This window comes from Amycolatopsis sp. YIM 10 (assembly GCF_009429145.1).
In the GTDB taxonomy this organism is placed as follows: domain Bacteria; phylum Actinomycetota; class Actinomycetes; order Mycobacteriales; family Pseudonocardiaceae; genus Amycolatopsis.
This window is the reverse complement of sequence record NZ_CP045480.1, coordinates 3,818,312-3,831,917: the sequence shown is the minus strand read 5'-3', so window position 1 is coordinate 3,831,917 and position 13,606 is coordinate 3,818,312. Positions and strand designations below refer to the sequence as shown.

The following is a 13,606-nucleotide window of genomic DNA, read 5'->3' as shown; positions in this document are numbered from 1 at the left end:
TCAAGGCACGAGCAGGGCCGTCTCGTAGTGCCGGACCAGATCGGGGAAGCGCGGTTCCTTCGGCGGGCTGGTCGCCTTCACCACGGGCCGCCCGTCCAGCACGAGTGCCAGGTTGTCGAGCGAGATGTGGAATCCGGCGGCGCTGTGCGTGATGTGACCGGGGTCGGCCATGGTGGTGTCGAGGCTGAGCACGCAACCTGAGCCCTTTCCGGCCAGCGTCCAGTCCAGCAGCTCGCCGTAGCAGCGCCAGACCACCCGCCGTTCCGGTTCGACCGTCACCACCTCCCCCTTGGACGGCTTGCCCCGGCCGAACGCCACCGACAGCGCACCGCCGGGCACGGTGTCCACGCGCATCCGCCACGGCGTCCACGCGGACAGTTCGGCGTTGTCGGTCAGCGCCCGCCACACCCTCGCGGTGCCGTGCGGGTAGTACCTGGTGAAGTGGAGCCGCCCGTCCTGGGCGCGCACCTCGAACTCGGTCATGGTGTCTCCTTCCGTCATCCTGCCGACGGACGGGACGGGCGCACACCGACACTTCAGCCGAAGGTTTTCGCCGGGGTGACCCGCCGGGTGTGCCGGACCAGGTCGAACCAGCCCGCCGGGGTGCCGTCGAGGTGGTGCCCGTCCCCGGCCGGGTCGTACCGGGGGCCGACCAGCCGGGTCCTGGCCGGCGCGTGCGCCCACGCGGCCGGGGCGTCGCGGAGGTCGAGCAGGAAGGTGTCCTTCGCGGCCGTGTCCAGGGTGGCTTCGAGGAAGTCGGACGGCGGCACCGGCAGCCAGTCCAGCGGCTCGCCGTGGTGGAAGGTCAGCCCGACCGAGAGGTAGGAGTACCGCTGCCGCAGCATCTCGCCGAGGGTGGGGATCGCCTCGGGAGCGGTGTGCGCGATCCCGCCCCAGTACACGATCTTCGCCGGATGCTTCTCGCGCCACCGCGAAATCCCGTCGGCGAGCATGCGCTCGATCCCGGCGCGGTCGCCCGGCAGTTCCGGCGGCTGTGCCGGATGCACCACGCGCACCGGATCGCCGGGGTGCCGCTCGTTGAACGACCGCAGCCAGCGCACGGCGTCGAGGATCTCTTCGGCACGCAGGAACGACCTGGCCTCGGCCAGGATCCGCCGCGGATCACCGTTGCCGGTCAGCACGTGGTCGTCGAGCAGCTTGCCCGCCACGTCGTCGCCTTCCAGCGCGAGCGCGCGGAAACCGTGCGCCTCGACCAGGTACCGCAGCATCTCGTCGGCCATTGTGGACAGTTCATGCGCACTGCGGCAGGACACGCCCAGCGCCACGATGTCCGCTTCCGCGGCGCGGGTGCCCAGTGCGTCCAGGCCCTCACGGGCCGCTTCGTCAAGCCAAGTGGTCATGGGCTCGACGGTAGAAGCTGAACAAAGGTTCAAGTCAAGCGCTCGGCCAGCCTGCCGAGGAACGGGCGTTGCCCCTTCACCAGTTTCCGCTCGGCTTCGGCCAGGTCGAACCACTCGAACCGGTCCATCTCGGGGAACTCCTGCATCCGCCCGGAGCGCGGCGGCCACTCCATCTCGAAGGTGCCCGGCACGGCCAGCGCCGGATCGAGGTCCGCCTCGATCGCGAAGACCGTGACCACCTTGCCGGACTGGCGGACCTCCCCCAGTTCGACGTGCTCCCCGTCGGGCACCGGCAGGCCGAGTTCCTCCTCGAACTCCCGGCGCGCGGCAGCCAGCGGCGCTTCGTCGGGCTCGTACTCGCCCTTGGGCACCGACCACGCGGCCTCGTCCTTGCGCGCCCAGAACGGCCCGCCCATGTGCCCCAGCATTACTTCGGTGTGCGCCGATCCCCCGCGGTACAGGAGAATCCCGGCGCTGCGCTTGGCCGCCATGGGGGCATTGTGCCCCTAAGGTCGAATCTATGCGCTTGCTGATCATCTCCGACACGCACGTGCCCCAGCGCGCCCGTGGCCTGCCCGCCGAGGTGTGGGCGCGGGTGGAGGCGGCCGACGTGGTGGTGCACGCCGGCGACTGGGTCGACGTCGCGCTGCTCGACGAGCTGGAACGCCGCTCGAAGCGGCTGATCGGCGTGTGGGGCAACAACGACGGGCCCGAACTGCGGGCGCGGCTGCCCGAGGTCGCCCGGGTCGAACTGGACGGGCTGCGACTGGCCGTGGTGCACGAAACCGGGCCCGCGAAAGGGCGGGAAGCGCGCTGCGCCAAGGAATACCCGGACACCGACGTGCTCGTCTTCGGGCACAGCCACATCCCGTGGGACACCGAGACCGGCACCGGCCTGCGCCTGCTCAACCCCGGTTCCCCCACCGACCGCCGCCGCCAGCCGCACCACACCTACCTCACCGCGGCGATCGAAGGCGGCGCGCTGACCGAAGTCGAGCTGCACACCCTGAACCGAGGAGCGTCGTGAACATCCCCGAACTGATCGGCTCGGCCTGGAACTCGATCACCGCCAAGCGCGTCTACGGCGAGCCGTACGAGAAGGGCGGTGTCGTGATCATCCCGGCCGGCTTCGTCTGGGGCGGAGGAGGCGGGGGCGACGGTCTCGACGGGCAGCGCGCCCAGGGCGCGGGCTTCGGCATCGTCGCGCACCCCACCGGCGCCTACGAGATCAAGGGCGGCCGGGTCCGCTGGGTGCCGGCGATCGACGTGAACCTGCTGATCACCGCCACCGCCGCGGTCGCGGTCGCCTACCTGCGTTCGCGGTCGCGGCGCACCCGGGTGGAGTCGCGCACCACCAGTTCCGGGGTGTAGACCACGGTCTGGTGCTCGTGCTCACCGTCATCCGCCGTCTCGGCGATGATCAGCTCGGCCGCGGTCCGGCCGAGCCGGGTGGCTGGCTGGCGCACCGAGGTCAGCGGTACCGCGGCGGCCGCGGCGAACTCGATGTCGTCGTAGCCGACGATCGCCATCTCCTCGGGCACCCGGACCCCGGCCGCGACCATCGCCTGGAGCACACCGAGCGCGAGCAGGTCGTTGGCGCAGAACACCGCGGTCGGCCGCGGGCTGATGCCGAGCACGCGGGCACCGGCGTCCCGCCCGGACGCCACGTCCAGCGCCTCGGACTCCAGCACGGTGAAGGTGCGGCCGGGCGCGGGAGCCTCGGCGAGCGCGGCCCGCGCCCCGGCTTCGCGGTCGCGGCACTGCACCAGCAACTGCGGTCCGTTGACGAAGGCGATGTGCGTGTGCCCGGCCTCGATGAGGTGCCGCGCCGCCAGCGCGCCACCGGCCACGTCGTCCACCGACACCGAGCACGCGTCGGCGTTGGGCATCTTGCGGTCCACGAACACGTACGGGATCCCGCTGCGGCGGAAGTTCTCCAGGCTTTCGCCCGCCGAGGCCACCGGGGACAGCAGCACCCCGCGCACCCGCTGCTCGGCGAGCATCGCCAGGTGCCCGGCCTCGCGGTCGACCCGCTGGCCGCTGTTGCAGGTGATCACGTTCAGCCCCTCGGCCTGCGCCGCCTGCTCGGCACCCTGTGCCACGTCGACGAAGAACGGGTTGCCCAGGTCCAGCACCAGCACCGCCAGCGTGCGGCTGCGCCCGGCCCGCAGCTGCCTGGCCGACTCGTCGCGGACGTACCCCAGCTCCTGGATCACCGACAGCACCCGGGACCTGGTCGCGGCCGACACCACGTGCGGCCGGTTCACCACGTTCGAAACCGTGCCGATGGAAACCCCGGCGATCCGGGCGACGTCCTTAATGCCGACCATACTTGCTCTCCGTCACACCGAACCCTAACATGCGGATGAAACGTTTCAACCCACCCGATCCAGTGACGCGCGGGAGCCGTGATGACCGAACCGGGCCAGGAAACCGTCGACCGGCTGCTGCGCAGGTCCCACCGCCTCGGTGCCGACCCGGCCAACACGAACTACGCCGGCGGCAACACCTCGGCGAAGGGCACCGCTCCCGACCCCGCCTCCGGCGAGGAGGTGGAACTGTTGTGGGTCAAGGGTTCCGGCGGCGACCTCGGCACGCTCACCGAACCGGGACTGGCCGTGCTCCGGCTGGACCGGCTGCGCGGGCTCACCCGCGTCTACCCCGGACCGGAACGCGAAGACGAGATGGTCGCCGCGTTCGACTACTGCCTGCACGGCCGTGGCGGCGCGGCCCCGTCCATCGACACCGCGATGCACGGCCTGGTGGACTCCGCGCACGTCGACCACCTCCACCCCGACTCCGGGATCGCGCTGGCGACCGCGGCCGACGGGGAAGAACTCACCGCGCGCTGCTTCGGCGACCGGGTGGTGTGGGTGCCGTGGCGGCGCCCGGGTTTCCAGCTGGGACTGGACATCGCCGAGATCAAGGCGGCGAACCCGCAGGCCATCGGCTGCATTCTCGGCGGTCACGGGATCACCGCGTGGGGTGAGACTTCGGACGAATGCGAGGCGCGTTCGCTGGAGATCATCCGGACCGCGGCGGAGTTCCTGGCCGAAAACGGCCGCGCGGAACCGTTCGGCGCGCGCGTCGCCGAATACGAGCCGCTGCCCGAAGCCGCCCGTCGCGAACGGGCCGCCGCGCTGGCGCCGGTGCTGCGCGGGCTGGCGTCCACCGATCGCCGCCAGCTCGGGCACTTCACCGACTCGGCGGTGGTGCTGGACTTCCTGGCCGGGGCGGAACACCCGCGGCTGGCCGCGCTCGGCACCTCCTGCCCGGACCACTTCCTGCGTACCAAGGTGCGGCCGATGGTGCTCGACCTGCCGCCGTCCGCGCCGCTGGACGAGGTCGTCGCGCGGCTGCGCGAACTGCACGAGGAGTACCGCGCGGACTACCGCGCCTACTACGAGCGGCACGCCGGGCCCGGCTCCCCCGCGATGCGCGGCGCCGACCCGGCGATCGTGCTCGTGCCCGGGGTGGGCATGTTCTCCTTCGGCGCCGACGCGCAGACCGCGCGCGTGGCCGGCGAGTTCTACGTCAACGCGATCAACGTGATGCGGGGCGCGGAATCGGTGTCGTCCTACGCGCCGATCCCGGAGAGCGAGAAGTTCCGCATCGAGTACTGGTCGCTCGAAGAAGCCAAGCTCCGCCGCCGTCCCGCCCCCAAGCCGCTGGCCGGCCGTGTCGCGCTGGTCACCGGCGGCGGGTCCGGCATCGGCAAGGCGACCGCGCGGCGGCTCGCGGCCGAGGGCGCGTGCGTGATCGTCGCCGACCGCGCCTTCGACTCCGCGCGGGAGGTCGCCGAAGAACTCGGGCGTGACACCGCCGTCGCGGTGCGCGCGGATGTCACCGACGAGCACGAGATCGCCGCCGCCTTCGCCGAGGGCGCACTCGCGTTCGGCGGGATCGACCTGGTGGTCAACAACGCCGGGCTGTCCGTTTCGAAGCCGTTGCTGGACACCAGCGCGGACGACTGGGACCTCCAGCACGACGTGATGGCGCGTGGTTCCTTCCTGGTCTCGCGCGAGGCCGCGCGGATCATGATCGCGCAGGGGTTCGGCGGGGATCTGGTCTACATCGTCAGCAAGAACTCGGTGTTCGCCGGGCCGAGCAACGTCGCCTACGGTGCGGCGAAAGCGGATCAGGCCCACCAGGTGCGCCTGCTCGCCGCCGAACTCGGTGAGCACGGCATCCGCGTCAACGGGGTGAACCCGGACGGGGTGGTGCGCGGATCGGGCATCTTCGCCGGTGGCTGGGGCGCGAAGCGAGCGGCCGTCTACGGCGTCGAAGAGGAGGACCTCGGCGCGTTCTACGCGCAGCGGACGCTGCTCAAGCGCGAGGTGCTGCCGGAGCACGTGGCCAAGGCGGTGTTCGTGCTGACGGCGGGCGAGCTCGGGCACACCACCGGCCTGCACGTGCCGGTGGACGCCGGTGTCGCCGCGGCCTTCCTCCGCTGATGGACCCGGTTTTCGCGGCGGTCGACCTCGGTGCGTCCAGCGGCCGCGTGGTGACCGGGCGCTTCGGGGACGGCACGCTGGAGCTGACCGAGGTGCACCGGTTCCCGAACGAGCCGGTGACCTCGGACGGCGTGCTGCGGTGGAACATCCAGGCCCTCCACAAAGGACTCACCGAGGGTCTGCGGGCGGCGCTCGCCCGGCACGGTGAGCTGGCCGGGATCGGCATCGATTCGTGGGCCGTGGACTACGGGCTGCTCGACGCTTCCGGCTCGCTGCTCGCGAATCCCGTGCACTACCGGGATCCGCGGACCGCGGCCGGGGTCGCGCGGGTGCACGAGGGCGTGCCACCCTCGCGGCTCTACGCCACCACCGGCATCCAGTTCCAGCCGTTCAACACGGTTTTCCAGCTGGCGACCGAGGATCTTTCCGCGGTTTCTTCGGTCCTGCTGGTGCCCGACCTGCTTTCGTACTGGCTCACCGGGGAAATGGGCACCGAGCGGACGAACGCGTCCACCACCGGCCTGCTCGACCCGCACACCGGCGACTGGTCGGCCGAGTTGTTCGCCGAACTCGGGCTGAGCCCCGAGCTTTTCCCGCCGCTGCGGGATCCGGGCGTGGCGGCGGGCACCTACCAGGGGTGTCCGGTGTGGACGGTGGGCTCGCACGACACGGCTTCGGCCGTGGTCGCGGTGCCCGCCGCCAGTGACAACTTCGCCTACATCTCGTGCGGCACGTGGTCGCTGGTCGGCCTGGAGCTGGACGCGCCGGTGCTCACCGAGCAGGCACGCGAGGCGAACTTCACCAACGAGCGCGGGGTGGACGGCACGGTCCGCTTCCTGCGGAACGTGATGGGCCTGTGGTTGCTGCAGGAGGTGCAGCGGGACCTCGGCATGAGCCTTGGCTACCTGCTCGACGCCGCGGCGAGGTCGACCCCGTGGCGCAGTGTCGTCGACGCGACCGACCCGCGTTTCCTGCCGCCGGGCGGGATGGCCGCGCGGATCACCGAGGCCTGCCGGGACGCCGGTCAGCCCGCCCCGCGCGACCCCGGTGAGCTGGCGCGATGCGTGCTGGACAGCCTGGCCATCGCCTACCGGGACGCCATCGCCGACGCGGCCGCCCTGGCCGGACGCCCGGTCGACGCCATCCACCTGGTCGGCGGCGGCGCGCACAACGAGCTGCTGTGCCGCCTGACCGCCGAAGCCTGCGGCCTCCCGGTCCACGCGGGCCCCACCGAGGCCACCGCCGCCGGGAACCTGCTGGTCCAGGCACGCGCCGCGGGAGTCGTCGACGGCGGCCTCCGCGACCTGCGCGCCCTGCTGCGCACCGCCCATCCCCCGCACACCCACTACGAATGAATCGTTTCATTCCCCACCTGTGATCAGGGGGCGCAGGTCAGGCGTGGCATGGCCCAGTCGGTGTGGTCGTGGTTCTTGCCGTCTCCGCCGTCCGTGGTGCGCAGCGTCAGCATGCGCACCCCGCGCACGTCCGCCTCGACGGTCACGGCGGGTGAGCCGCCGCGCAGGACCGGCGTGGAAGCCAGTGTCACACCGTCGCCCAGCACCTCGAAGGTGGCCGAGCCGGGCTGGGTGGTCTCGTCGTCCAGGCCGGCCAGCGCGGTGAAGCCCTGGCAACCCCGTCCCAAGTAGACGGTCACCTCGCTCAACGCGTGTGTTCCCAGGCCCTTCTCATACGTGACACCGCCGATCCGCAGGGGGTTCCCGTCGCCGGCCGCCTGGTCGTTGTTCGACCGGTCCCGCTCCACCGGGCCCCAGCCGTTCACCGCGGCCATGAACGGCAGGTCGCTCACCGAAGCTCCGTCCGAAGGCACCGGTGGTGGCACGAACACCGTCACCGCTTTTGCCACGTGCACCTCGGGAACCACCAGCGACGGGTCGCGGAAGTCGGCCGCGATCGGGATCTCGTGCTTGCCGGCACCGGGTCCCACCGTCACCGTCCACTTGCCACGCAGCACCTCACCCGGGGTGAACTCGCTGTCCCGCACCGGTTCCCCGGCCAGTGACCATCCATTCGGGACACTCGGCGCCAGCACCACATCCCGCACGACCCGGTCCGACTCCAGCTTGAACTCCGCGCTGACCTCGAACGACGAACCCGGCGCCCGGTCACCGGCGTCCGATGGGCTGATCGTCAGCGAAGTCGCCGGCACGTGCTGGACCGGCTCGTCGCAGGTGGTCCGGTCCGCGGCCGCCCGGCAGGCCACCGCGGCGAAACCACCGTTCGCCGGGACGTCGTAGCTCAGGCTGTCCGACGAGCGCACCACTCGGCTTTCCCGTTGCACGTCAACCTGTCCCGGCACGTCCCGGACCGTCTCGACCAGCCAGTCGCCCTCGCCGAGGAACCTCAGCGGGGTGCTCACCTTCCGCGCCGGACCGGCGGTTATCGCGCCGACGAACCACCGGTCGCCGTCGCGCCTGGCCAGCGCCGCCTCGTCACCCGGATACCCGGTCAGGTACCGCGTCTCGTCCCACACGGTGGGCACCTGGTTCAGGAAGCGCAGCGCGTTCGGATGCCGGTCGTAGGCCTCCGGCTTGTCGGCGAAGTGCTGCCACGCCGATTCGTAGAGCACCGGCAGCGCCACCTCGTGCCCCACGCTCGACGTGCGCGGCCCGACCTCCAGCGCCACCGGTGTGAAATCCATCGAGCCGACCACGTTGCGGGTGAACGGGTGCACCGGATTGTTCGCCGGTTGCGGCAGCTGCTCCTGCCCGTGGATCGCCTCCATGGTCATCAGGTGCGGCCAGGTCCTGGCCAGTCCGTGCGGAATGGTCGACCCGTGGAAGTTGATCATCAGCTCCAGCGCCGCGGTGTCCGCCAGTATCGCGTCGTACCACTGGTACCGCGCCTGCGTGTCGGACTCCATGAAGTCCACCTTGACGCCCTTGACCCCCCACGCCTTGACCTTCGGCAGGATCTCCGCCCGCTTCTGCGGCGTGTCCAGGCTCTGCCAGTGGAACCACAGCAGGATCTCGACCCCGCGGGCCCGCGCGTACCGGGTCAGTTCCGGCACCCAGTCCTCGCTCCAGCCCTCGTCGACCAGGACGTAGGGCCAGCCGTTGCGGGCGGCGAAGTCCACGTAGACCTTCTGCCGCTCGAAGTCGCGCGGGCTCTGGTGCTCGCTCAGCCACGACCAAGCCGACTTGCCGGGCCGGATCCACGAGGTGTCCTCGATCCGCGAAGGCGCGGCCAGGTCGTCGACCAGCGTGGACTCGGTGACCGTGGCGAGGTCGCCGATGATCGCCGTCCGCCACGGCGTGCGCAGCGCACCCGGTGCGGTGACCCGCTCGTCGGCCAGCTTCACCGCGTATTCCGGCGACCCGGCCTGGTGCACCAGCCTGCTGCCCGAGTACGAACCGTCCACATCGGACTCCGTCAGCAGGACGAAGTCCTCGCCGGAGCGGAACAGCGACGGGTGGCCGAACTCCCCGGTCGCGGCACCGGCGGCGGTGGTCTCCACCCGCTGGTTCTCGTACTGGGGGTTGTAGGGCAGCAGCCAGGCCGTGGCGTCCGGCGCCGGCCGGTACGCCGACGCCTCGCCGGTGACCACCGTGCCCCCTTCGTCCGGCAGCAGATAGCGGTAGGCGACGCCGTCATCGGACACGCGGACCAGCAGTTCGAAGCGCGCGTCACCGGCGGCCAGCTGGAACCGGGTCTCCCGCGCGCGGACCGCGCGCTCGTGCCGCTTGCCGGTGGTCATCGAGTAGCGCTCGGCGAGGATGCGCTGCTGCTGCCCGAGAACCCGCAGGTCGCGGCTCAGGTCGGCGCGCTCGGTGCGCAGCCCGACCGGCGCCGGGGCCAGCACGGTCCGCCCCGCCCGCGCCGCCGAAAGCTTCAGTGCGCCCGCGTCCAGGGTGAGTTCCGCGGTCACCGGGGACCGCGACGACGGCCCGGTGATGATCCAGCTCGCCGAGGCCAGGGCTGACACGGCGGGCACGGTCGAAAGGGAGAGCACCACCGCCAGCGAGAGCAGCAGTGCGGTACAGGTCCGGCCGGGCCACGTCATCGGAGCACTCCTCGGTGGTGGTGCGGGCGTCAGTCCCAACGCAGTCAACACAGTCAACACTGTCAACGTTGTCAGTCGAGGCTGGTCGAGCCAGTCAGGCGATATCCGCACAACGCGGACGATCTTCAGCAAAGCGCATGGAAAGCGCGAGCACAAGGGGCCGTTCGGCGCACCCGTCGAACACCGGCGGCAATCGCCATTCGCCCGCCATTCGCCGATGCCCTCGGTTCGACACTAGGAATCCGCTATTCCCTCGGTTAGCGTGCGGCCATGTTCGCCGCCGAACGCCGCCAGGTCATTCTCGAACTCGTCCGCTCGAACGGGGCGGTCTCCCTGCGCGAACTCGCCCGGATCGTGCAGGCCAGCGAGGTCACCGTGCGCCGGGATCTGCGGCAGCTGGCCGCCGACGGACTGCTCGCGCGCAAGCACGGCGGCGCGGTCGCCACCAACCGCACCTCCTACGAGCCGAGCTGCACGGAGAAGGCGAAGGTGGCCGGCGCGCAGAAGGAGGCGATCGCCGCGCTGGCCGCGGACCTGGTCTCCCCCGGCGACTCGGTGGCGCTGGGGCCCGGCACCACCACCCAGGCGCTGGCCAGGAGGCTGGTCCGCACCTCGGAGCTGACCGTGGTGACGAATTCCCTGCTGGTGGCCCAGATCGTCGCGCAGGCGCCGGGGGTGGAGGTGCTGATGCCGGGCGGGACGCTGCGCGCGTCGATCTTCGCCACGGTGGGCAGCGCGGCCGAAGCCGGGCTCGCGCAGTTGCGGGTGCGGCACGCCTTCCTCTCCGGCAACGGGCTGACCGCCGCGCGCGGACTGTCCACGCCGAACCCGGCGGTGGCCGGAGCGGACCGGGCGCTGGCCGGCGCCGCGGAGCAGGTGGTGGTGCTGGCCGACTCGACCAAGATCGGCGCCGATGCCATGGTCCAGACCATCCCGCCGGAGCGGATCGACCGGCTGGTCACCGACGAGGCCGCCGATCCGGCCGAGCTGGACGGCCTGCGCGCGGCGGGCACCGAGATCGGGCTGGCCGCGGTCGGGCCGAATGGCTGACCGTTTCCCGTCCGCAAACGGTCAACCTCGAACATCGGCGCCGCCGGACTTGCGAACGCGCGTGCGCCCGGGCCTTAATGGGAGCCCGGATGAATCACCGCCACAATTCTCCGGCGTGTTTTCTCTCCAGTCCCCGTGAACCGAAGGGCGTGAAATGAACCGCCGAATTCCCGTGGCTTCCCGAGCCCTGCTCGCCGCCGCCGTGCTGGCCGGGCTGTGCGTCCCGGCCGCGTCAGCCGCCGAAACCGCCGCCTGCGCCGGAGTGCTCTTCGACGACTTCGCCTACGACTCCCACACCGATCCGCGCCTGGCGCAGCGCGGCTGGCAGCTGCGCAACGGCGGTGGCGGGCCGGGAGTGGGCGGCTGGTCGGCGGCGAACGCCACCTTCCCGGTGGTGGACGGGCAGCCGGTGCTGCAACTGTCCGCGCACACCGACGGCACCACCGGCGGGACCAGCCAGGCCGAGGTGATGCACCAGCGGAAGTTCTTCGAGGGCACCTACTCCGCGCGTGTGCGGTTCAGCGACGTCCCGGTCTCCGGCGCCGACGGCGACCATCTGGTCCAGACCTTCTTCACCATCACCCCGCTCGCCTTCCCGAACGATCCCGACTACGGCGAGCTGGACTTCGAGTACCTGCCCAACGGCGGCTGGGGCGAGTCCGGTTCGACCATGTTCCTGACCAGCTGGGAGACCTACCAGCCCGACCCGTGGGTGGCCGACAACCACAGCACCGCGGTACGCGGCGGCTACGCCGGCTGGCGGACGCTGACCGTGCAGGTTTCCGGCGGTGTGCTGCGGTACTTCATCGGTGACCAGCTCGTGGCCACGCACGACGGGCACGTCTACCCGGAAACGCCGATGATGATCGCCTTCCAGGAGTGGTTCATCGACCACGCGGCCCATTCCGGTGGCCGCAGCACCTACCAGACGCAGAACGACTGGGTCTACTACGCGGCCAACGAGGTGCTCTCCCCCGGCGAGGTCGGCAACCGCGTGAACGGACTACGGGCGAACGGAACCACCCACACCGACACGGCCGCCTGCTAGATCCGCAGCCCCCTGTTATGTCCATAACGGACAGTTCAGCTCACGCGGGCGCGCAGGCGGGGCTTGTCGTGCTTGCCCACCGCGGTGAGCGGGATGGCGTCCACGAACTCGACGCGGCGGGGTGCCATCGCCTCGCCGCGTCGCTCGGCCACCCAGGTGATCAGGTCCTCGGCGCAGACGGTGGCGCCGGGATCGGCGACCACCACCGCGTGCACCACCTCGCCCCGCCGGTCGTCGGGTGAGCCGAAAACGCAGGCGTCGCGTACCGCCGGATGGGTGATCAGCCCGTCCTCCACGTGCTTCGGGTGCACCGTCACGCCCGCCGACCGGATCGTCTCGCGCTGCCGGTCGGCCAGGTGCAGGAAGCCGCCGTCGTCGAAGTGCCCGAAGTCGCCGGTGTAGAAGTGACCGCCGCGCAGCGCGCGCTCGGTGTCGGCGTAGCGGTTCCAGTAGCGCTTCATCACGTGCGGACCGCCGACCACCACCTCACCGCGCTCCCCCGGCCTGGCCTGCCTGCCGTCGGGGTGCTCGATCCGCACGTCGGCGATCGCCACCGGGCGCCCGCACGAGGACAACGGCTCGAGGTGGCCGGTGGCCACCGCGGCGGCGTGGTCGCGCTTGCGCAGCACGGTCACCTGCGTCGGTACCTCGGTCAGGCCGTAGAACTGGACGAACACCGGCCCGCAGCGGTCCATCGCGGCGATCAGGCGCTCGGGTTCGACGCGGCCGCCGCTGTAGACCACGGTGGTCAGCGACAGCAGTTTCGCGCCGGCGGCCGGAGCGGCGTCCAGCAACCCGGCCAGCATGTCCGGGGAGAGCAGCGTCGCGGTGATGCGCTCGCGGGCGATCGTGGCGACGAGGCGGTCGGGGTCGAACCGCCCGGCGAGCACGTTGGTCCCCCCGCGCAGCCACACCGGCAGCACGAACGCGCCCGCGGTGTGCGAGAGCGGGGTGACGTGGGCGAACCGGTCGCCGTCACCGAGGCCGAGTTCGGCGAGCTGGCTGAACAACGCGGCGAGCACGGTGCGGTGGGTGTGGACCACGCCCTTGGGCTGGCCGGTGGTGCCCGCGGTGTAGTAGATGCCGTAGAGGTCGCTGGGGAAGACCGGCGGGTTGCCGGGGTGGTCCGGCTGGTGGCACGACAGGCGCTGCCAGCTGTGCCCGCCGTCGAGCACGGCGTCGTCGTCGACGGAGACCACGTGCTCGACCCCGGAGGTACCGCGGATCTGCCGCACGCGGCGCGCGTGGGCGGCGTCGTGCACGAGGACCAGCGCGCCGGAGTCGCAGACGATGTACTGGTGGTCGGCCACGCCGAGGCGGGCGTTCAGCGGGACCACGGCCAGGCCCGCCCAGAGCGCGCCGTAGTAGACGTCGAGCTGCTCCGGGCGGTCGTTCATCAGGATGGCCACGCGGTCGCCGGTGTGCAGGCCGAGCGCGAGCAGCGCCCGCCCGGCCCGGCGGATGCGGGCGATCTGCTCGCGGTAGGTGATCCGCCGCTCGCCCCACACGACGGCGGTCTTCGGCCCGTTCGCCGCGGCCGCCCGTTCCACCAGCGCACCGACGGTCTGCTCGTACATCCGCTGCCCTTCCACCCGCCGGATTCCCTTGCCTCCCAAGCTAGTTCGGCGGAAGGCCGGACCCAATGTCGGAAAGGGACAGCCGGGCGCGGGGT

The 13,606-nt window shown here is 71.5% G+C and carries 12 protein-coding genes; 6 read left to right on the top strand and 6 right to left on the bottom strand.

Annotated features, from left to right (window positions below; genetic code table 11):
* From YIM_RS18555 to YIM_RS18545, 3 genes are read right to left on the bottom strand one after another with little or no spacing between them, the layout of a single operon-like run.
* On the bottom strand, positions 1–483 hold the full coding sequence (locus tag YIM_RS18555) for an SRPBCC domain-containing protein (RefSeq protein WP_194240206.1): 483 nt from the start codon (positions 481–483) through the stop codon (positions 1–3).
* A gap of 53 nt (positions 484–536) precedes the next feature.
* A complete protein-coding gene (locus YIM_RS18550) occupies positions 537–1,361 on the bottom strand; it encodes an erythromycin esterase family protein (protein WP_153031549.1) in 825 nt (274 codons plus the stop codon).
* 29 nt (positions 1,362–1,390) lie between these two features.
* Complete coding sequence (locus YIM_RS18545; protein ID WP_153031548.1) at positions 1,391–1,852, bottom strand: NUDIX domain-containing protein; 462 nt, start codon at positions 1,850–1,852, stop codon at positions 1,391–1,393.
* 29 nt (positions 1,853–1,881) lie between these two features.
* On the opposite strand from YIM_RS18545, the gene YIM_RS18540 reads away from it, so the two are divergent.
* A complete protein-coding gene (locus YIM_RS18540; RefSeq protein WP_153031547.1) occupies positions 1,882–2,388 on the top strand; it encodes a metallophosphoesterase in 507 nt (168 codons plus the stop codon).
* Positions 2,385–2,732, top strand: coding sequence for a sporulation protein (locus YIM_RS18535; RefSeq protein WP_153031546.1), 348 nt, complete (start codon positions 2,385–2,387; stop codon positions 2,730–2,732). The genes YIM_RS18540 and YIM_RS18535 overlap by 4 nt, the downstream gene beginning before the upstream one ends.
* On the opposite strand, the gene YIM_RS18530 is transcribed toward YIM_RS18535, so the two are convergent.
* Positions 2,669–3,691 carry a LacI family DNA-binding transcriptional regulator gene (locus YIM_RS18530; RefSeq protein WP_153031545.1) on the bottom strand — a complete coding sequence of 341 codons (1,023 nt, stop codon included), beginning with the start codon at positions 3,689–3,691 and terminating at the stop codon, positions 2,669–2,671. The genes YIM_RS18535 and YIM_RS18530 overlap by 64 nt on opposite strands.
* Before the next feature lie 81 nt (positions 3,692–3,772).
* On the opposite strand from YIM_RS18530, the gene YIM_RS18525 reads away from it, so the two are divergent.
* Together YIM_RS18525 and YIM_RS18520 are read left to right on the top strand one after the other, a co-directional pair.
* Positions 3,773–5,815, top strand: a complete 2,043-nt coding sequence (locus YIM_RS18525) for a bifunctional aldolase/short-chain dehydrogenase (RefSeq protein ID WP_153031544.1) — start codon at positions 3,773–3,775, stop codon at positions 5,813–5,815.
* Positions 5,815–7,170: a rhamnulokinase family protein gene (locus YIM_RS18520; RefSeq protein ID WP_153031543.1), complete on the top strand. Its 1,356-nt coding sequence runs from the start codon at positions 5,815–5,817 to the stop codon at positions 7,168–7,170. Before YIM_RS18525 ends, YIM_RS18520 begins: the two co-directional genes overlap by 1 nt.
* A 23-nt stretch (positions 7,171–7,193) precedes the next feature.
* On the opposite strand, the gene YIM_RS18515 is transcribed toward YIM_RS18520, so the two are convergent.
* A complete protein-coding gene (locus tag YIM_RS18515) occupies positions 7,194–9,836 on the bottom strand; it encodes a glycoside hydrolase family 97 catalytic domain-containing protein (protein ID WP_153031542.1) in 2,643 nt (880 codons plus the stop codon).
* Between the two features lie 270 nt (positions 9,837–10,106).
* On the opposite strand from YIM_RS18515, the gene YIM_RS18510 reads away from it, so the two are divergent.
* On the top strand, positions 10,107–10,886 hold the full coding sequence (locus YIM_RS18510; protein ID WP_153031541.1) for a DeoR/GlpR family DNA-binding transcription regulator: 780 nt from the start codon (positions 10,107–10,109) through the stop codon (positions 10,884–10,886).
* Positions 10,887–11,040: 154 nt separating this feature from the next.
* On the top strand, positions 11,041–11,934 hold the full coding sequence (locus YIM_RS18505; protein WP_153031540.1) for a glycoside hydrolase family 16 protein: 894 nt from the start codon (positions 11,041–11,043) through the stop codon (positions 11,932–11,934).
* 35 nt (positions 11,935–11,969) lie between these two features.
* Here the strand turns inward: YIM_RS18505 and YIM_RS18500 are convergent, their stop codons facing one another.
* The gene (locus YIM_RS18500) at positions 11,970–13,511 is read right to left on the bottom strand and encodes an AMP-binding protein (protein ID WP_153031539.1); all 1,542 of its coding nucleotides are present in this window, start codon (positions 13,509–13,511) and stop codon (positions 11,970–11,972) included.
* Positions 13,512–13,606: the final 95 nt, after the last annotated feature.